At 39.4% G+C, this 18,296-nt stretch carries 17 protein-coding genes; 5 read left to right on the forward strand and 12 right to left on the reverse strand.

Annotated features, from left to right (window positions below; genetic code table 11):
• The first annotated feature begins 5 nt into the window (after positions 1-5).
• The 3 genes from QM419_RS04995 (at position 6) to QM419_RS05005 (ending at position 2,190) form a co-directional block, all read left to right on the forward strand.
• The gene (locus QM419_RS04995; RefSeq protein WP_414278097.1) at positions 6-782 is read left to right on the forward strand and encodes an aminoglycoside 3'-phosphotransferase; all 777 of its coding nucleotides are present in this window, start codon (positions 6-8) and stop codon (positions 780-782) included.
• Between the two features lie 9 nt (positions 783-791).
• Positions 792-1,568 (forward strand): recombination regulator RecX, encoded by a 777-nt coding sequence (recX, locus tag QM419_RS05000; RefSeq protein ID WP_414278098.1) that lies wholly within the window; start codon positions 792-794, stop codon positions 1,566-1,568.
• Positions 1,569-1,656: 88 nt separating this feature from the next.
• The gene (locus QM419_RS05005) at positions 1,657-2,190 is read left to right on the forward strand and encodes a DUF402 domain-containing protein (protein WP_004252157.1); all 534 of its coding nucleotides are present in this window, start codon (positions 1,657-1,659) and stop codon (positions 2,188-2,190) included.
• 77 nt (positions 2,191-2,267) lie between these two features.
• On the opposite strand, the gene QM419_RS05010 is transcribed toward QM419_RS05005, so the two are convergent.
• The 5 genes from QM419_RS05010 to QM419_RS05030 all read right to left on the reverse strand — a co-directional run bounded on the left by QM419_RS05010 (position 2,268) and on the right by QM419_RS05030 (position 7,731).
• Positions 2,268-3,035 carry an epoxyqueuosine reductase QueH gene (locus tag QM419_RS05010; protein ID WP_006154672.1) on the reverse strand — a complete coding sequence of 256 codons (768 nt, stop codon included), beginning with the start codon at positions 3,033-3,035 and terminating at the stop codon, positions 2,268-2,270.
• 67 nt (positions 3,036-3,102) lie between these two features.
• The gene (locus tag QM419_RS05015) at positions 3,103-4,302 is read right to left on the reverse strand and encodes an MFS transporter (RefSeq protein WP_414254419.1); all 1,200 of its coding nucleotides are present in this window, start codon (positions 4,300-4,302) and stop codon (positions 3,103-3,105) included.
• A 270-nt stretch (positions 4,303-4,572) separates the two neighbouring features.
• The gene (asnS, locus tag QM419_RS05020; RefSeq protein WP_414254507.1) at positions 4,573-5,916 is read right to left on the reverse strand and encodes an asparagine--tRNA ligase; all 1,344 of its coding nucleotides are present in this window, start codon (positions 5,914-5,916) and stop codon (positions 4,573-4,575) included.
• Between the two features lie 151 nt (positions 5,917-6,067).
• Entirely contained in the window at positions 6,068-7,246 is a 1,179-nt protein-coding gene (locus QM419_RS05025; RefSeq protein ID WP_414278099.1) for a pyridoxal phosphate-dependent aminotransferase, read from the reverse strand.
• Complete coding sequence (locus tag QM419_RS05030) at positions 7,243-7,731, reverse strand: DUF5590 domain-containing protein (protein ID WP_414278100.1); 489 nt, start codon at positions 7,729-7,731, stop codon at positions 7,243-7,245. Before QM419_RS05030 ends, QM419_RS05025 begins: the two co-directional genes overlap by 4 nt.
• 269 nt (positions 7,732-8,000) lie before the next feature.
• On the opposite strand from QM419_RS05030, the gene QM419_RS05035 reads away from it, so the two are divergent.
• Positions 8,001-8,549 carry an NADPH-dependent FMN reductase gene (locus QM419_RS05035; RefSeq protein ID WP_414278101.1) on the forward strand — a complete coding sequence of 183 codons (549 nt, stop codon included), beginning with the start codon at positions 8,001-8,003 and terminating at the stop codon, positions 8,547-8,549.
• A 53-nt stretch (positions 8,550-8,602) separates the two neighbouring features.
• On the opposite strand, the gene QM419_RS05040 is transcribed toward QM419_RS05035, so the two are convergent.
• The gene (locus tag QM419_RS05040; protein WP_414278102.1) at positions 8,603-9,793 is read right to left on the reverse strand and encodes an O-antigen ligase family protein; all 1,191 of its coding nucleotides are present in this window, start codon (positions 9,791-9,793) and stop codon (positions 8,603-8,605) included.
• 211 nt (positions 9,794-10,004) lie between these two features.
• On the opposite strand from QM419_RS05040, the gene birA reads away from it, so the two are divergent.
• Entirely contained in the window at positions 10,005-10,940 is a 936-nt protein-coding gene (gene birA / locus QM419_RS05045) for a bifunctional biotin--[acetyl-CoA-carboxylase] ligase/biotin operon repressor BirA (RefSeq protein ID WP_414278103.1), read from the forward strand.
• A 59-nt stretch (positions 10,941-10,999) separates the two neighbouring features.
• Here the strand turns inward: birA and QM419_RS05050 are convergent, their stop codons facing one another.
• The 6 genes from QM419_RS05050 to QM419_RS05075 all read right to left on the reverse strand — a co-directional run bounded on the left by QM419_RS05050 (position 11,000) and on the right by QM419_RS05075 (position 18,123).
• The gene (locus QM419_RS05050) at positions 11,000-12,190 is read right to left on the reverse strand and encodes an acetate kinase (RefSeq protein WP_414278104.1); all 1,191 of its coding nucleotides are present in this window, start codon (positions 12,188-12,190) and stop codon (positions 11,000-11,002) included.
• 49 nt (positions 12,191-12,239) lie between these two features.
• On the reverse strand, positions 12,240-13,193 hold the full coding sequence (locus QM419_RS05055; RefSeq protein ID WP_414278105.1) for a class I SAM-dependent methyltransferase: 954 nt from the start codon (positions 13,191-13,193) through the stop codon (positions 12,240-12,242).
• A 97-nt stretch (positions 13,194-13,290) separates the two neighbouring features.
• Complete coding sequence (locus QM419_RS05060; protein WP_414278106.1) at positions 13,291-14,898, reverse strand: CTP synthase; 1,608 nt, start codon at positions 14,896-14,898, stop codon at positions 13,291-13,293.
• A gap of 267 nt (positions 14,899-15,165) precedes the next feature.
• A complete protein-coding gene (gene rpoE / locus QM419_RS05065; protein ID WP_414254410.1) occupies positions 15,166-15,741 on the reverse strand; it encodes a DNA-directed RNA polymerase subunit delta in 576 nt (191 codons plus the stop codon).
• Positions 15,742-16,033: 292 nt separating this feature from the next.
• Positions 16,034-17,233: an ABC transporter permease gene (locus QM419_RS05070; protein WP_414278107.1), complete on the reverse strand. Its 1,200-nt coding sequence runs from the start codon at positions 17,231-17,233 to the stop codon at positions 16,034-16,036.
• Positions 17,230-18,123, reverse strand: a complete 894-nt coding sequence (locus tag QM419_RS05075) for an ABC transporter ATP-binding protein (RefSeq protein WP_414272608.1) — start codon at positions 18,121-18,123, stop codon at positions 17,230-17,232. Before QM419_RS05075 ends, QM419_RS05070 begins: the two co-directional genes overlap by 4 nt.
• Positions 18,124-18,296 lie beyond the last annotated feature (173 nt).

The following is an 18,296-nucleotide window of genomic DNA, read 5'->3' on the forward strand; positions in this document are numbered from 1 at the left end:
AAACCATGAATACAAAGACATCTCATTTTTCCCCATTGGATTTTCCTGAGCAATTACGAACTTATATAGAGGGAGCAACCCTTTCTGACAGCTCTTCTCATTCAGGAGCAAGGGTCCTCTATCTTGACTCAGGTTACTACTTGAAAATAGATCGAAAGGGAAGTTTAGAGCGAGAAGCTAGCATTGCAAGTTGGTTTGAACAAGAGGGAATAGGAACTCCAGTCATCCACTATCTATCTACAGATAAAGACTACCTCCTGACTAAAGAGGCTATTGGTCATGATGCTCTCGCTTTTTTAGACCAGCCAGAAAAAATCTGCCGAACAATGGCAGAGGCTCTTAAAAAGCTTCACAACTTAAACCCACAAAATTTTCCATCAAAAAATCATTTAAAAGCCTATAAAGAAAGAGCCTTTAAAAACTATGAAAAAGGTGAGTTCTATGCCAAGGCGCTCCTACCCCAATTCCAAATCAACAGTCGCGAAGAGGCCTTCCAACTCATCCAAGAACAAGGGCACCTTTTAAGGACAGATGCCTTTATTCACGGGGATGCCTGTCTACCAAACTTTATTCTTAAAGATACCAGCCATTTCTCTTGTTTTATTGACCTTGGTTTGGCTGATTTTAGTGACCGACATATCGATCTCTTTTGGGCAGTTTGGTCCCTAAACTATAACCTAAAGGACCCTAAATACGCTGAACTATTTCTTGACTATTACGGGAGAGAACAGGTCGATATAAATAAACTTCGACTCGTTGCCGCCTTTGAAGCATTCGGATAAAAGAAAACTATGAAAATCACAAAACTTGAAAAGAAAAAAAGACTCTATCTGCTAGAGCTTGATAGCGACAAAACTTGCTACATTACCGAGGATACCATTGTTCGCTTTATGTTGACCAAAGATAAGGACATTAGTCCCGAAGAGTTTGTAGAAATCCAGACCTTTGCACAATTTTCCTACGGAAAGAATCTAGCACTCTACCACTTATCCTTCAAGGCTCGTACTGAAAAAGAAGTCCGAGATTATCTAAGTAAACATGAAATCGATGAGAACATCATACCCAAAGTCATCCAATCTCTAAAAGATGACAACTGGATAAATGACAGACAATATGCCTATGCTATTATCAACTCTAATCAGCTATCTGGTGACAAGGGAAGCTATATGCTGATGCAGAAGATTTCTCAAAAGGGAGTTGCCAAATCCATCATCCAAGAAGTCTTACAAGAATTTGATATGGCGGAAGTCGCAGAGCGCACAGCCGAAAAACTACTGAAAAAATATCAGGGTAAATTACCTGCCCGCGCTCTACAAGATAAGATTATCCAGGGTCTAACCAATAAAGGATTTTCCTACACAGAAGCCAAAACAGCCTTTGACCAACTAGATAGCCAAGTCGAAGAAGAAACTGTTCAGGAACTAATTTTTAAAGAGTTGGACAAGCAATATCGGAAATATTCACGAAAGTATGAAGGATACGAACTGAAACAACGTTTGACACAAGTTTTAGCAAGAAAAGGCTACGATTTTTCGGATATAGCCAGCGCTCTCAGAGAATATCTTTAATTTTTTCATGGAAAAACTAAGAACTTTAAACAAAAATATGATACAATAGTAAACGATAAACTTATAAATTGTAGAAAGTTGGTTAGTTATGAAACTTCCAAAAGAAGGCGACTTTATTACAATTCAAAGTTATAAGCATGATGGGAGTCTCCACCGTACTTGGAGAGACACCATGGTACTAAAAACAACAGAGAACGCTATTATCGGCGTCAACGACCACACACTTGTTACCGAAAGTGACGGTCGTCGTTGGGTGACTCGAGAACCGGCTATTGTTTACTTTCACAAAAAATATTGGTTTAATATCATCGCCATGATCCGTGATAATGGGATTTCCTACTACTGCAACATGGCTAGCCCTTATTATCTAGACGAAGAAGCTTTAAAATACATCGATTATGATTTAGATGTTAAAGTTTTTACAGATGGTGAGAAACGCCTCTTGGACGTCGAAGAGTATGAGCGTCATAAGCGTAAGATGAATTATCCTGATGATTTAGACTATATTTTGAAAGAGCATGTTAAGATTCTTGTTGACTGGATCAACAATGAACGAGGCCCCTTCTCAGAAGCCTATGTCAACATTTGGTACAAACGCTACGTAGAACTAAAGAATCGGTAAAGTTGTCAGAGGTCAGGATTTTAATCCTGACCTCGTTTTTTTATAAGCAAAAAACCTGCCTTGAGGCAGGTTTTCCTTTAAATATCTAACTTTGTAACAGTAAATTTGATATGCGAATAGTCTTTTTCGATATCCTTATCAACCATGAAGGCGGTTGCATCCTTCTTGACCTGTACCAAATCAATATTTTGAGCTTGAGCTGCATAGACACAGCCACAGTAACATTGGCGATAAATGTCGTACTCTTCACACATTTCTACAGAGCGTTTATAACCTTGATTTTTCTTAAAATCACTCGGAAGATAGTGAGTGGTGTAGATTTTCTGCACATCAATTCCAATACTATTAATCGTTTGCGAATTTTTGTGAGGACTGATGGTTAGGGCTGAGCCAAAGTAGTCAAAGCCTAAGTCCATAGCCACTTGCGCTGTCTTGTCCAAACGATAGTCAAAGCAAACCTTGCAACGGTCCCCACCTTCAGGTTCTTCTTCCAAACCTCGAACCAGTTTACGGTATTCGTTGGGTTCATAGGGAGCTTCTAGGTATTGGACCTTATTTCCAGTTCGCTCATTGAAATCACTGACAAATTTTTTGGTTACATAGGCACGCTTATGATACTCAGCTTTGGGATGGATATTTGAATTTGCAAAATAAATGGTCACATCCGCATACTTGGTCAAGTACTCTAGAGTGTAGGTGCTACAGGGAGCACAACAGACATGCATGAGAATAGTTGGTCTTTCTTCATTTTTTTCCCAAACTTGGACCATCTTTTGCATGACACGGTCATAGTTGATCTTTTGATTGGGATTCATCTTGCTTAGAATTTCTTCTACATCAATCATGCTCTTCTCCTTTTCTTCTTGTTATTTTATCACAAGAAGGCTCTTTGGGCAAATAAGGTTTCATGCTTTATCCAGTTTTTAAGTTCTGATTTAATACCTTGCCCATTCTTGTCAGACCGATTATTAGGATAGGGCAGATTAAAAGCAAGATAAGACCTAGAACTAAAAAGACAGCTACAAGACCCCAACGATCAATCAACCAACCTGTCAGTGGGAAAATGACAATCATAGATAAACTAAAGAGCATAGAATTGATACTAAGCATAGTTGCTCTTACACTAGACGGTAAATAGCCTTGTAAGTCATTGAAATAGATAGGCTGATAAACTGCATAGAGTGTATCGGTTAAAAGATATACGAGAAGAAAAGCAAAGGGAGTTCCAAAAAACACCAACAACAAGGCTAAACCCGTTAGTGCAACAAGAGTCGGAAAAACTCGATTGCTATTCCATTTTTTACCAATTTGACTAGCTACATAAACTGCTATAAGATTTAAGCCACTACCAATCAGCATGACCAGCGATACCTGCCATCCTGCTAAGTCACTTATTTTCTGCTGATAGTAAAAGTAAAACATGCACATGAGTGTTCCGACTAGCTGATAAGTCAGCATCCAATAAAAGAGTACTGGTTTTTCATGCCATTCTTTTCGAACTTGCAGGACAATCTTTTTAAAGGTTAAGATTTCATTTATTTCTCTCTTAGCCATTGGTTCTTTCATCAAATAAATCAAGATTATAGAAAGAAATGATAAGCCAATAGCGATTAGATAGGTCCAAGCCAAGGCTCCGTGAATAAAGAATCCTGCCACAACTGTACCTAGGGTTCGAGTCACTTCTGCCACACCAGACAAAAAGCTAGAAATCTGAAGGTAACGGTCTTTTTGACCCGCTTCTACCGCAGAATCATATAAGAAAGCGGTGCTGGTTCCCGAGTCAAAATTATAGGACCAAGCACTGACCATCATGGCAAGAGCATAGATCCAAAAATTCCCCTGACCAAACAAAATCAAGATAGAGGATACAATACTGGCCAAGCGAGCCAAATAGAGATTGGTCTTGTAGCTAAATCGATCGGCCAACATACCAGATGGGATTTCACATAAGAGACTTGTCCCATGAAAGATACTTTCTAATAGACCAATTTGAAGTAAGGAAAGACCATTTTGGATAAAAAACAAAATCCAAAAACTGGTAATCCCAAAATAAGATGTGAATTCCAGTCCTGCCAGGAGTGGAATATTGCGTTTGTAAGTTCTTTTAAACATCGTTTTCTCTCTTTCAATATATAATATGAGTTTTTCTAAAAGACTTACTGAGAGTTGCCTACATTTTCTCCAACTCTTTCATTTAAAGTAATACTCAATGAAAATCAAAGAGCAAACTAGGAAGCTAGCCGCAGGCTGCTCAAAACACTGTTTTGAGGTTGTGGATAGAACTGACGAAGTCAGTAACATAGATACGGCAAGGTGAAGCTGACGTAGTTTGAATTTGATTTTCGAAGAGTATAAAAACGCCAGACGGCGTTTTTATAGCTATTAAGGTTTGATACGGTGCAACATACGTGGGAACGGAATGGCTTCACGGATGTGTTTTGTCCCAGCTGCAAAAGTTACCATACGCTCGATACCGATACCAAATCCACCGTGTGGTACTGTACCATATTTACGAAGGTCAAGGTAGAATTCATATTCTGTACGATCCATACCAAGTGATTCCATCTTCGCAACAAGGGCATCGTAGTCTTCCTCACGCATTGAACCACCGATGATTTCTCCGTACCCTTCTGGTGCGAGCAAGTCCGCACAAAGAACGCGGTCTGGATTACCAGGAACTGGTTTCATGTAGAAGGCCTTGATGTCTGCTGGGTAGTTCATGACAAAGGTTGGTACACCAAAGTGATTTGAAATCCAAGTTTCGTGTGGTGAACCAAAGTCATCGCCATGCTCGAGATGTTCGTAGTCAGCATCTGCATCATTTTCATGCTCTTGCAAGAGGTCAATGGCTTGATCGTAAGTGATGCGTTTGAATGGTTCAGCAATATAGCGTTTCAAGAGCTCAGTATCACGCTCTAATGTTTCTAAGGCTTGAGGAGCACGGTCCAAAACGCCTTGAAGAAGAGCTTTGACATAAGCTTCTTGCAAGTCAAGTGATTCATCATGTGTCAAGTATGAGTACTCTGCATCCATCATCCAGAACTCTGTCAAGTGACGACGAGTTTTTGATTTTTCAGCACGGAATACTGGACCAAAGTCGAAGACGCGACCAAGTGCCATAGCACCCGCTTCAAGATAAAGCTGACCAGATTGGCTCAAGTAGGCTGGTGTTCCAAAGTAGTCTGTTTCAAAGAGTTCTGTAGAATCTTCTGCAGCATTTCCTGAAAGAATTGGGCTATCAAACTTCATGAAACCATTCTTATCAAAGAACTCATAAGTTGCATAGATGATAGCATTACGGATTTGCATGACAGCTACTTGTTTGCGTGAACGAAGCCACAAGTGGCGGTTGTCCATCAAGAAATCTGTACCGTGTTCTTTTGGAGTGATTGGGTAATCTTGAGATTCACCGATCACTTCGATGTCTGTAATATCGAGCTCGTAACCAAATTTAGAACGCTCGTCTTCTTTGACAATCCCTGTCACGAAAACAGATGTTTCTTGGCTTAGACGTTTGATGGTGTCAAATTTTTCAAGACCTACTTCTTCGCCGAATTTTTCGATAAAGTTTGGTTTAAAAGCCACACCTTGGAAAAAGGCTGTTCCATCACGCAATTGCAAGAAAGCAATTTTCCCTTTTCCTGATTTGTTGGCAACCCAAGCACCGATAGTGACTTCTTGACCAACGTAATCTTTTACTTCGATAATTGTTACACGTTTTGTCATCATTTATCTTCCTTTTTTCGTTTAACTTGTCCAAAGACATTATTACTCATTATTGTACCACAAATAATGGCTGATAGCTAGCTAGTTTGACAGAAATTCATAAGTTTTTAAACACAAAAAACCTCCGCCAAAAGGACGGAGATTTAGATTATTATTTTTCCATAAATTGGTGCAAACGACGAATGGCTTCTTTTAGAGTTTCCAAGTCTGTTGCGTAGCTGAGACGAACATTTTCTGGTGCTCCAAATCCGGCTCCTGTAATCAAGGCCAGACCAACTTCCTCAAGGATAGCCGTTGTAAATGCTGTTACATCGCTATAACCTTTCATCTCCATAGCTTTTTTGACATTTGGAAAGAGATAGAAAGCTCCTTGTGGTTTGACAACCTCAAAGCCAGGAACTTCACACAAGAGTGGATAGATAGTATTCAAACGCTCTTCAAAGGCTTGGCGCATGATTTCTACAGAATCTTGAGGTCCAGTTAGCGCTTCAATCGTTGCATATTGAGACACTGCTGTCAGATTTGAAGTTGTTTGACCTGTTAGTTTACTCATGGCAGCAATGATTTCTGGATCACCAACTGCATAACCTACCCGCCATCCTGTCATAGCGTAGGCCTTAGACACTCCATTGATGACAATAGTTTGTTTGCGAATAGCTTCTGAAAGACTAGAGATTGGAACGAACTCATTCCCGTTATAGACCAAACGACCATAAATATCATCGGCCAGGATGAGAATATCATGTTCAACCGCCCAATTTCCAATGGCTAATAATTCCTCACGAGAGTATATCATACCGGTAGGATTAGAGGGTGAGTTAAGAACCAAGACTTTGGTCTTATCTGTGCGAGCTGCTTCTAATTGCTCTACAGTTACTTTAAAGTGATTGTCTTCCTTGGCTTGAACAAAGACTGGAACACCACCAGCCATTTTAACCTGATCCCCATAGCTGACCCAATATGGTGTTGGGATAATGATCTCATCGCCTGGATTGACCACAGCCATAAAGAAAGTATAAAGGGAAAACTTGGCACCTGTAGCAAACGTGACTTCATTTGCCGCCACAGAATAACCATAATAACGTTCAAAATAAGTATTAACCGCTGCTTTCAATTCAGGCAAACCCGAAGCTACCGTATAGAAAGACGCGCGACCATCTCGAATGGCTGCAACCGCAGCGTCCTGAATATTTTCAGGAGTATGAAAATCAGGCTGACCTAAAGTCAAGAAAAGAACGTCTTTTCCTTCAGCCTTTAACTTCTTTGCTCTTGCATCACTAGCCAGAGTGACACTTTCTTCCATTTCTAATACACGCTTGGATAGTTTCATTGTTTCTCCTTTTCGACTAAGGCACCAGATTCAAAATCAACCAGATAATAAACTCCTCCAGACTTGATTTCCCAGACAGGCTTATCAGCGTAGCGTCCAAAAGTAATCTTGTCAATCTCAGTTGCTCCTTTTTCTTTGACAACTGCTTCTGCTTTTTCTTGAGAAGTACCATTTTCTAGTTGGTAAACATAAATATTGTTGTTGCTTTTTTCTATTAAAACAGCAACTGGTTTCTGATTCTTATCTTGACCAAGAACACTATAATAGCTTTCTAAACCATTGAAGATATCAACCTGGCTAACCTCTTCTAGATTCGCATACTGTTTGGCGATTCTTTCCCCTTCTACCTTTGCTGTGTGATAAGGTTTCATGCTAAGCCATACCAAATAGAGAAAGGAAGAAGTCACAACTAGAGCTAGCAGGGTCAAGCCAATGCTGTACTGAAATAATAAGGAATTTTTTTCTTTTTTCTGTCTCTTTTTCACTCGTCTATTTTACCATCTATCCAAGTGAATTACAAGTGAATTAAGGGGGAGATTCTTGAACTCTAACCTACTTTCAGGCATTCAAATATAAGCTCCAACTATTGAGCTATAGGCTTTTCTTTATCTACAATCTCATGATTGATAGCTTCAAATTTAATACTTTTTATATTTTGAGCAAATTTCTTGCAAATGATTTCGTATTGTTGTAACATATATTGTAACAACAGAGTGATTCTGATTAAAAGATTAAAATTAAAAGGAGACATCCTATGTCTAAAAAAGTATTATTTATCGTCGGTTCATTACGAGAAGGTTCATTCAACCACCAAATGGCACTAGAAGCCGAAAAAGCTCTTGCTGGAAAAGCTGAAGTGAGTTACCTTGATTACTCAGCTATTCCTCTCTTTAGCCAAGATTTTGAAGTTCCTACACTTCCGACTGTTGCAGCAGCTCGCGAAGCTGTTCTAGCTGCTGATGCTATCTGGATTTTCTCTCCAGTCTACAACTTCTCAATTCCAGGGACTGTAAAAAACTTACTAGATTGGCTTTCACGCGCAATTGACTTATCTGACACTCGTGGAGCATCTGCTCTTCAAGATAAGATTGTTACGGTATCTTCTGTAGCTAATGCAGGTCATGATCAACTCTTTGCAATTTACAAAGACCTCTTGCCATTTATCCGTACACAAGTTGTTGGTGAATTTACAGCAGCCCGTGTTAATGATTCTGCCTGGGCAGATGGTCAATTAGTCCTTGAAGATAGCGTCGCTGCTTCACTAAAACAACAAGCAGAAGACTTGCTTCAAGCTATTCAATAATTGCAACAAAAAGAAAAAGATAGTAGAAAATGTCATTTCTACTATCTTTTTTGTTAATCAACAAGTTCTGCAATCATACTATGTTTGAGTGGTAGACTACACATTACTAGAAGGAAGATAAATGATGATTGAATCCAGAAAAGAGCCAAGTCAAAGATTCCATGTACAGCAACCACTGTTAAAAATGAAAGATAAAGGCCAAGGATAGGTCGTTTACTTGGTACTTGACTCATATCAATTAATTTTCGGATTGGGTCAGAAGAAGCAATTCCTAGTAATACAGTCCCCACTACACCGTAACTCAATATCGTATCGATATAGATACTATGCGCATGTTCATGATAAGGTGCAAAAATACGAGGATAAGCATGCATGTATGTTAGTGGACCTTCTCCCCAGAATGGATTTTGTTTGAATAAGGTCATCCCCGCATTCCAGATAGATACTCGTTCTTCCATAGATGAATCAAGGGTTCCCATTCGAACTCCTAAATCACTCGAGAAGAGAAAGGCCAAGCCGATACCAAAGACTCCAATACTTAACCAGAAAGCTCGCCAGTTCTTAATGGTTGTGAACAGATAAATAATCGCACCAAAGATAATGGCTGGAAAAGCTGTTCTATTTTGAGTAAAGTTGAGTCCAAATAAATTAGCAAAGATTGCAATTACTGAGAAAATTCTCAACCATCTCAATTTAGTTGTACTAATTAGGTAAAATCCAATCATAATACAGAAGCAACAGATAATCCCATAATAATTAGGATTAAAGAAGGCTACTTCTGCTCGGTTCTGGTGCCAAACCTGCATCTTTGGTGATAAGAAGGTATAATCAAATTTCTTAACGATTTGAAAATGCTCCAGAGCTGCGAAAACTGAAGCTAGCACACTAAGCGATAAAATTCCTTGTAATACTAATCTAAAAAATTTAGGGGTTAAATGCGCCTGGTAATAGTAAAAGAAAATCGCAAAGAGGAACATTCCTAAAGTAGCAACCATCCCCATGACATTTTGTGCTAAAAGAGAGATAACACCACTATAGCCAATAAATATAAGCAAGATAGAATGGTGGCATAATCGTTTTAATATCCCCTTCATCTCTCCTGTAAATATAAGACCTATTAAGTAGGCGATAAAAATAATAACGAAAATATAAAAAGGCAAGAAAATACTTAGAATAACTGCTAGCAAGACTAACTCTTGCTTGGATAAGCCTTTCAATTTTTCAATGATACCTATTGATTTCACAACAGATCCTTTCTCTCTGCGCTATAAAGCTCAGATAAATAAACTATTAAAACATTTTACCATTTTTCAAATGATTTGAAAACCACTTTGTCCATGGCACCCTAACTAAAACTAGGTAAAATTTTATAGTGGGTGAAGATATCTCTTAAACCACGCATCCTTTTTTAAAAATATGGTACAATAAATCTAGTTGTTTCAGAAAGGACCTAGTATGAAATCCTACCAAGAAGTTTACAAAATCTTAGCTCATGAAACAGATTATTTAAGCGGAGAGAAAATCGCTGAACTATTAAACCTCTCTCGCACCTCTGTTTGGAAGGCTATCCAACGCCTCCAACAAGAAGGTTTAGAAATTGACAGTATCAAAAACCGTGGTTACAAACTTCTTCATGGTGACCTAATCTTACCTCAAGAAATAGAAGCTAACAGCCCAATCTCAGTTCAATTTAAACCTATCACCAAATCAACCCAGAGTGATGCCAAGGAGGCTATGGAAGCTGGTGCCAAAGGAGATACACTCTACCTCTCGACTAGCCAAACGATGGGCCGTGGTCGATTTCAACGTCCCTACTACTCTCCAGACAAGGGGGGAATCTATATGTCTCTCCACCTCAAACCCAATCTTTCTTATCTAGATTTACCAGCTTATACACTCTTAACTGCTGCTGCTATTTATAAGGCTGTTAAAAATTTGAGCTTGATTGATTTAGACATTAAATGGGTAAATGATCTGTATCTAAATCAGAAAAAAATAGCTGGTATTCTAACTGAAGCTATCACTTCTGTCGAAACCGGACTTGTTACAGATGTTATTATTGGTGTTGGAATTAACTTTTCTATCGCAGATTTTCCAAAAAATCTGCAAGGGAAAGCTGGAAGTCTCTTTTCTAAAAGCAGCCCCATCACTCGCAATGAACTGATTGCTGAAATTTGGAAATGTTTCTACGAAACAGATGCCGATGAGCTACTTTATCTCTATAAAAAACGCTCCATCGTTTTAGGAAAAGAAATTTCCTTCAAGAAGGATCAGGAAATCATCTCAGGAAAAGCCTGTGACATTTCGGATCAGGGCCAACTACAGATAGAATTAGCAACTGGTGCAAAAATCTGGCTCAATAGCGGTGAAGTTTCGCTTACCAAATGGTAAATACTCGTCAACAACATAAAAATCGACCTCTCTATTGAGAAGGTCGATTTTCTTATCGTTTATTTTTTCAAACGTTCAACATCACGCGCAATAACAAGTTCTTCATCCGTTGGAATGACAAGGACACGAATTTTTGCAGCATCTGTAGAGATGTCTCCAGTTACACCAAAAACATTTTTCTCTGGATCTACATCACAACCAAACCAAGAAATGCCTGAGATGACTTTCTCACGAACAAGTGTTGCATTTTCACCAACACCAGCAGTAAAGATGATAGCATCTGCTCCGTTTAGGACTGCCAAGTATTGGCCAATATGTTTTTGGATACGGTCAACATACATTTCAAAGGCCAAAGTAGCATCATGATTCCCTGCTTCCATTGCAGCAATCACATCACGCATATCACTAGACTTCCCTGAAACACCCAGCAATCCTGACTCACGATTAAGAATACGACTGATATCCTCAGGCTTGTTAAAGTCCTCTGTATATTGCATTAAATAAGGAATGATAGCTGGATCAATATCCCCTGTACGAGTTCCCATCATAACACCACCAAGTGGAGTGAATCCCATTGATGTATCGATTGATTGACCACCTTTAACAGCTGTGATAGAAGCACCATTACCAATATGGCAAGTGATTAATTTCAATTCTTCTAGTGGGCGACCCAATAGTTTTGCTGCTTCTTGAGCAACATATTGGTGACTTGTACCGTGAGCACCGTATTTACGAACCTTGTTCTCTGTATAGTACTTAGTTGGTAATGGATAACGGTATGCTTTTTCTGGCATTGTTGTGTGGAATGATGTATCAAAGACAGCTACGCTTGTGATATCTGGCAACAATTCTTTGAAGGCACGAATACCAGCAGCATTTGCAGGGTTGTGCAATGGAGCAAGAAGTCCTAGTTCTTCAATTTTTTCCAAGACATCGCCTTCAACAACTGTAGACTCTTTGAAGTACTCACCACCTGCAACGACACGGTGTCCAACACCAGTAATCTCATCATAAGATTTAATAATATTAAAACGAATCAAGTCATCAAGCAAAATCTTAACAGCTAAGGTATGGTTTTCAATATCAAGAACTTGTTCTTCAGAACGACCATCAAATTTAACTGTAGAAACAGAATCCTTCAATCCGATTCGCTCAATCAAACCTTTTGCAAGTACCTTTTCTTCTGGCATTTGGTAGAGTTGCCATTTCAAGCTTGAGCTTCCAGCGTTAATTGCAATGGTTTTTGTCATAATGTTTCCCCTTTTTTAAGCGTTTTCAACTATTATATCAAAATTTACATTAGATTTCATGTTCTTGACACCAATTTTGAAAATTTTCCTTAAATTCCATCAAAATTTCAGGGTCACGAAGACTCGTAAGTGGATAAACAAATGGTTCAATCCCTTCTCCCGTCTTCTTCTGTAGAACAAAGATTGTTTTAGACTGAGCTCCGTGTGCAAAGAGATCCTCTGGTAAAGCTATGATTGCCACTAGTTGAGCCTGGTCAGTGAGCCATGATTTCAAAAGTTCACTCTGAGGACTTGTCAGGAGATCTATTGGAGCTAGAAAAATCGCATAGCCTCCTGTTCTGAGATACTTGAGTGATTGTTCCATTAACAAATGATGAGCATAAGTATGTTCATTCTTAGCTGCTACTTGATAACGTGAGGCTGTCTGATCATCTGGATAGTAACCGACAGGCAGGTCGCTCACAATGATATCACTTTCTTTTAATACTTGTGGACGTACTGCATCTCCTTGGACAAATCCCATTTGAAGATCCATTACTTCCGCCATGCTTGCCGCTAAGTCAATCAAGAGGTCATCAAGTTCTATTCCCAGGTAATCTACCTTTTTGTTCATGGACGTTAAGAAGCTAGCTCCCAGAATTCCCATCCCAGAACCCAACTCTAATAGACTCATATTTTCAGCAGGGAAAAGTTGTTCTATGATAAAAATCATCAAGTGACCAATCGCATCCGGTGTGAACTGGTGATTTGCTTGGAGAGGTTCTGTTTGCGCTGCCTTCATTAACAAAAATTGATAGGTCCGTAACCACTCCTCTTTTCGAAGTGCCAAACGTTTTAAGGCCTGGTTATTTTTTTTGACTTGCTCCAGAGCGGTTTGACCATCGAGATAGATCCCATTTTGTTCAATCAAGGCATCATAAAAACTTGTCGCCAAATCGTTTTGAATGATTTGGACATTTTCTAATAAATAAGTATATGCTTGTTCAATTTTTTCAAAATCCATAATCTTATCTTACCAAATTCAGAGCTGATTTTCCAGATTTTCATAATACTGAAAACAAATTAAAAACCTCTGAGATAACTCTCAAAGGTTTATTCTACTATTTACTATTTTCAACAGCTGCTGTTACAAAGGCAGTGTAGAGTTCTTCTGGGCGGTTTGGACGACTTGAAAGCTCTGGATGGTACTGACAAGCCACAAAGAATTTATTTTCTGGGATTTCCACAATTTCGACCAAGCGGTTGTCTGGTGAAACACCTGAGAAGACAAATCCTGCTCCTTCAAACTGTTCACGGAAGGCATTGTTAAACTCATAACGGTGGCGGTGGCGACGTTGGACCACTTCTTTGTTATGATAAGCTGCAGCTGCCTTGGAACCACGTTTCAACTTAGAAGGATAAAGTCCCAAACGAAGGGTTCCACCCATGTCCTCAACATCAATCTGATTACGCATGATATCGATGATAGGATAGTTTGTATCAGGATCAAGCTCTGCTGAATTAGCCCCTTCAAGACCTAAAACATTTCGTGCAAACTCAATACAAGTCAACTGCATACCCAAGCAGACTCCAAGCATTGGTACATCATTTTCACGCGCATATCGAATCGCTTGAATCTTACCCTCAGTACCACGTTGACCAAAACCACCTGGAACGATGATTCCATCAGCATTAGCTAGGAGTTCTGCTACATTGTCAGCTGTCACGTCATTAGCATTAATCCAATCAATCTTGACTTCTGTATCATTGGCATAACCAGAGTGTTTCAAGGCCTCTACGACAGAAATGTAGGCATCTTGCAACTCGACATACTTACCAACAAGAGCAATTTTGACTTGTTTTTTGAGATTCATGACCTTGTCGACCATAGCTGACCACTCTGTCATATCTGCTGCCGGTACATCAATCTTCAAATGGTCACAGACGATTTGATCCATGCCTTGTGCTTGCAGATTAAGTGGGATTTGGTAAAGATGATCCACGTCCAATGACTCGATAACTGCTTCTGGTGCCACATCACAGAACTGGGCTAGTTTGTTTTTAATCCCTTGTCCTGCAGGTTTTTCTGTACGAATGACCAACATATTTGGCTGGATTCCCAAACCACGTAATTCTTTGACAGAGTGTTGAGTCGGCTTGGTCTTCATTTCTCCAGCTGCCTTGAGGTAAGGAAGCAAGGTGGTATGGATATACATGACATTTTCTGCGCCGACATCAGACTTCATTTGACGAAGCGCCTCTAAGAATGGAAGTGACTCGATATCTCCGACTGTTCCACCAACCTCTGTAATAATGACATCAGAGTCAGTCGTTAGGGCAGCACGCTTGATTTTTTCTTTCAAGGCATCTGTAATATGTGGAATGACTTGGACAGTTGCTCCAAGGTATTCTCCACGACGTTCCTTGCGAAGGACTTCACTGTAGATTTTACCAGTTGTCACGTTTGAGAATTTATTGAGGTTGATATCTATAAAACGTTCATAGTGACCCAAGTCCAAATCTGTCTCAGCCCCATCATCTGTAACAAAAACTTCCCCGTGCTGATAAGGGCTCATGGTCCCTGGGTCAATATTGATATAAGGGTCAAATTTTTGAATAGTTACCTTCAAACCACGATTCTTCAAAAGACGCCCAAGGCTCGCTGCAACGATACCTTTCCCAATAGACGACACCACTCCACCAGTTACAAAAATATATTTCGTAGACATAGATTCCTCTTTCTAAAATGCTCAAGGTCCTATTCGCTAGTAGGGGAGATAGTAAACAAGACCTTCATCAATAACCACAATCCAGGATAAAAGTTCCCGGAAAAACAAAAATAGCTCCCTAATAACTAGGGAGCTCCGACCTCTAAAAGAGGTGCCCGAACAATATCTTACCTCAATTTGACTCATTTGTCAAATATCACTCTTTGCTAGATTTATAATTCTACTGCAGAAAAGAAAACAACAAGGAGATTTCCTTGTTGTTTGATATTATTCTTCTTCTTCCTCAGAATCTTCGTCATCTTCTTCAACGAGATCCACATCTTCCCCAAGATCATCTGGTGCGATTTCGTTGATTTCAGCGTCGTATGCTTCTACTTCGTTCTTCTCATCATCTGGATTTTCATCATCATAAGAAAGAGCTGGATCTTCTTCGTAGGCATCTTCATCTTCTGGATCATCTGCGCCATAATCAATGGCATCAGCATCTCCGTCCATAAAGGCATTAACGCGTTTTTTCTTAGCTTTAGGAGCTACTTCCTCATCATCACTTTCCTCAAGCGCAATGATTTCTTCGTCAATTTCATCTACTCCATACCATGAACGAAGTCCCCATTTGTTATCTCCAAGAGAGATAAAGCTACCATCGAAGTTCAATTCTGTATAGAACAAAGGTAGTGCTTCACGAATATCGCTATTAGAGGTACCAAGATAGTTTTGGATTTCATTGACCAAATCGCTAAAATGCATTTCGTGATCGCGACCACGGAGTTCCAAGATGGCACGAGCCACCTCAATCATAGATAGTTCACTTTTTTCTTGCCCAGCAAATACTTCTAATTCCAAAGCGTTTCTCCTCATTTTTTACTACTAACGCCAAAGCATACAAACTCTGGTCTCATTTTATCATGTACTCTTTATTGTACGATAATTTTCTTTATTAGTCAAAGGTTTAGAAGAAATTAATGTGAAATATTTCAGCTAATTGATACTCAATGAAAATCAAAGAGCAAACTAGGAAGTTAGCCACAGGCTGCTCAAAACACTGTTTTGAGGTTGCAGATGGAAGCTGACGTGGTTTGAAGAGATTTTCGAAGAGTATAAAAGACCTGGGAGATAGGCTCTCAGGTCCAATACATTATTTATAGTTCATAGCTCGTTTAAAGGTTTTCCAGATGCCTAAATCATCCGTCTGGAGGACCAAACTAGCATACATACGTCCAATAAAGGCTGTTGCAGTCACGGCAAATACAACTGTTATAGCAAGCGAAATCCATGCTTCTAAACTACTTGCATAGCCATTAATAGCCCTGAAAGGCATAAAGAAGGTTGAGATGAACGGGATATAAGAACCAATCTTCAAAATCAAATTATCCCCAGAAGTTCCTAGGGCAGTTACCCCAATAAAACCTACCATAATCAAAAGCATCAAAGGGGACAAGGCCTTACCAGAGTCTTCGGGTCTAGAAACCATAGAACCTAGAAAGGCTGCCAAGACCACATACATAAAGAGACTGACCAAGACAAACAACAGGGTATTGACTGAAAAGGCTTCTCCCAAATGGTTTAGAATACCTGAATTAGCCAAGAAAGGCATATCTTTAAAGAATAAAAGAGCTCCAAATCCTCCAATGACATAAATGCCAATATGAGTCAAAATGACAAGAAGTAAGGCAATCATGCGCGCGTAAAAGTAGTGGCTAGCACGAATACTTGAAAAGACCACTTCCATGATTTTAGTTCCTTTTTCACTGGCTACTTCTTGAGCGGTGACACTAGCATAAGTAATCAAAATCATATAGAGGAAGAAGCCTAGTCCTGCAGCCGCAAAGGTTTGGACCATCTTTTTATTTTCCTTGGCTTCATCAATCTGCTCTGAGAATTGAATCGTTTGCGCCAAGTGTTGTTCCTGTTCCTGAGATAAATGTGCTTTTGAACGGTTTAGTTGGTATTGGAGTTCATTCAACTTAGTGGTCACAGCTAATTTAATACCACTCTCTAGTGAAGTCTCTCCATGATAGACCGCCTTTAACACACTATCTTCTTGATTAATAGTCAGATAACCTTTTATTTTCTCATCCTTGATGGCTTCTTGGGCACTTGCTTCATCCTTATAGTCAAAGTTAATGCCATTGGTCGACTTGAGCCCCTCTGTTACAGCAGGTATCGAACTAACCACTGCTACCTTATTATTTTGAGCTAGAGAAGAACCTTGGAGATACCCAATTCCTCCAGATAACCCGATAAAGAGAAATGGCGAGATTACCATAAAGAAGAAACTCCAGGATTTGACATGACGTAGATAGGTTTCTTTGATTACAACCAACATATTTCTCATACTTCCACCCCTGATTCTAGTTTAAAGATTTCATCAATTGTCGGAGCTTGCTGATCAAAGGTCGCGATATAGTGTCCTTGAGTCAAGATAGCAAAGAGCTCCTGTCCAGCATTTTCATCATCTAGGATGAGCTTCCAAATTCCCTGCTTGGTCAAGCTAGCATGAATGACATGTGGGAGTTTTTCCAAGTCTTCCTGACTCTTTTCACTTGCGACAAAGAGTCGCGTTTTGCCGTATTGATTACGAACATCTTGGACTGGTCCATGCAAGACGACACGCCCATCACGAATCATAAGAATATCATCACATAGCTCTTCGACATTGGTCATGACGTGGTCTGAAAAGATAATGGTTGCACCACGTTCTTTTTCTTTGAGGATAACCTGCTTGAGCAATTCGGTATTGACTGGATCCAGACCACTAAAAGGTTCATCTAGGATAATCAAATCTGGTTCATGCATTAAAGTAATGATTAGCTGAATCTTTTGTTGATTCCCTTTTGAGAGACTCTTAATCTTGTCTGTCAGTTTCCCCTTGACTTCCAGTTTTTCCATCCATTGAGGGAGTTTTTCTTTGACTTCTTTGGCATCCATGCCTTTTAAGGTTGCAAGATAGCGTACTTGTTCAAGAACTGTCAATTTAGGCATGAGACTACGTTCTTCGGGTAGATAGCCAATCCGAGCATAGGTTTCCTGACGAATTTCCTGACCATCAAACTGAATCTCGCCCTGATATTCTAAAAATTTCAAAATACTATGAAAAATGGTTGTTTTCCCAGCTCCATTTTTCCCAACTAGACCTAAAATTCTTCCAGGCTGAGCTTGAAAGTCAACTCCAAACAAGACTTGTTTGGGACCAAAATTTTTTTCAAGATTGCGGACTTCTAACATAATCCACCTCCTACTAATCTTATCCTCATTATACTCCTTTTTTGGGGCATTACAAGGATTTATGTACATTTTTATTCGTAGAATTTGCTTGGGTTTTTTCATACCAAAAATAATAAAATTTACATTTATTTATCTTTCCAATATTCGGCATTTGCAAAGATAAAAAATCCACC

Source organism: Streptococcus infantis (genome assembly GCF_047464715.1).
GTDB lineage: Bacteria > Bacillota > Bacilli > Lactobacillales > Streptococcaceae > Streptococcus > Streptococcus infantis_S.

Coding starts and splice junctions, on each gene's coding strand:
- QM419_RS05050 (WP_414278104.1), bottom strand. CDS start 12,190: ATGACAAAAACCATTGCAATTAACGCTGGAAGCTCAAGCTTGAAATGG.
- QM419_RS05005 (WP_004252157.1), top strand. CDS start 1,657: ATGAAACTTCCAAAAGAAGGCGACTTTATTACAATTCAAAGTTATAAG.
- QM419_RS04995 (WP_414278097.1), top strand. CDS start 6: ATGAATACAAAGACATCTCATTTTTCCCCATTGGATTTTCCTGAGCAA.
- QM419_RS05025 (WP_414278099.1), bottom strand. CDS start 7,246: ATGAAACTATCCAAGCGTGTATTAGAAATGGAAGAAAGTGTCACTCTG.
- QM419_RS05055 (WP_414278105.1), bottom strand. CDS start 13,193: ATGGATTTTGAAAAAATTGAACAAGCATATACTTATTTATTAGAAAAT.
- asnS (WP_414254507.1), bottom strand. CDS start 5,916: ATGACAAAACGTGTAACAATTATCGAAGTAAAAGATTACGTTGGTCAA.
- QM419_RS05060 (WP_414278106.1), bottom strand. CDS start 14,898: ATGTCTACGAAATATATTTTTGTAACTGGTGGAGTGGTGTCGTCTATT.
- QM419_RS05035 (WP_414278101.1), top strand. CDS start 8,001: ATGTCTAAAAAAGTATTATTTATCGTCGGTTCATTACGAGAAGGTTCA.
- QM419_RS05010 (WP_006154672.1), bottom strand. CDS start 3,035: ATGATTGATGTAGAAGAAATTCTAAGCAAGATGAATCCCAATCAAAAG.
- birA (WP_414278103.1), top strand. CDS start 10,005: ATGAAATCCTACCAAGAAGTTTACAAAATCTTAGCTCATGAAACAGAT.
- QM419_RS05070 (WP_414278107.1), bottom strand. CDS start 17,233: ATGAGAAATATGTTGGTTGTAATCAAAGAAACCTATCTACGTCATGTC.
- QM419_RS05015 (WP_414254419.1), bottom strand. CDS start 4,302: ATGTTTAAAAGAACTTACAAACGCAATATTCCACTCCTGGCAGGACTG.
- recX (WP_414278098.1), top strand. CDS start 792: ATGAAAATCACAAAACTTGAAAAGAAAAAAAGACTCTATCTGCTAGAG.
- QM419_RS05075 (WP_414272608.1), bottom strand. CDS start 18,123: ATGTTAGAAGTCCGCAATCTTGAAAAAAATTTTGGTCCCAAACAAGTC.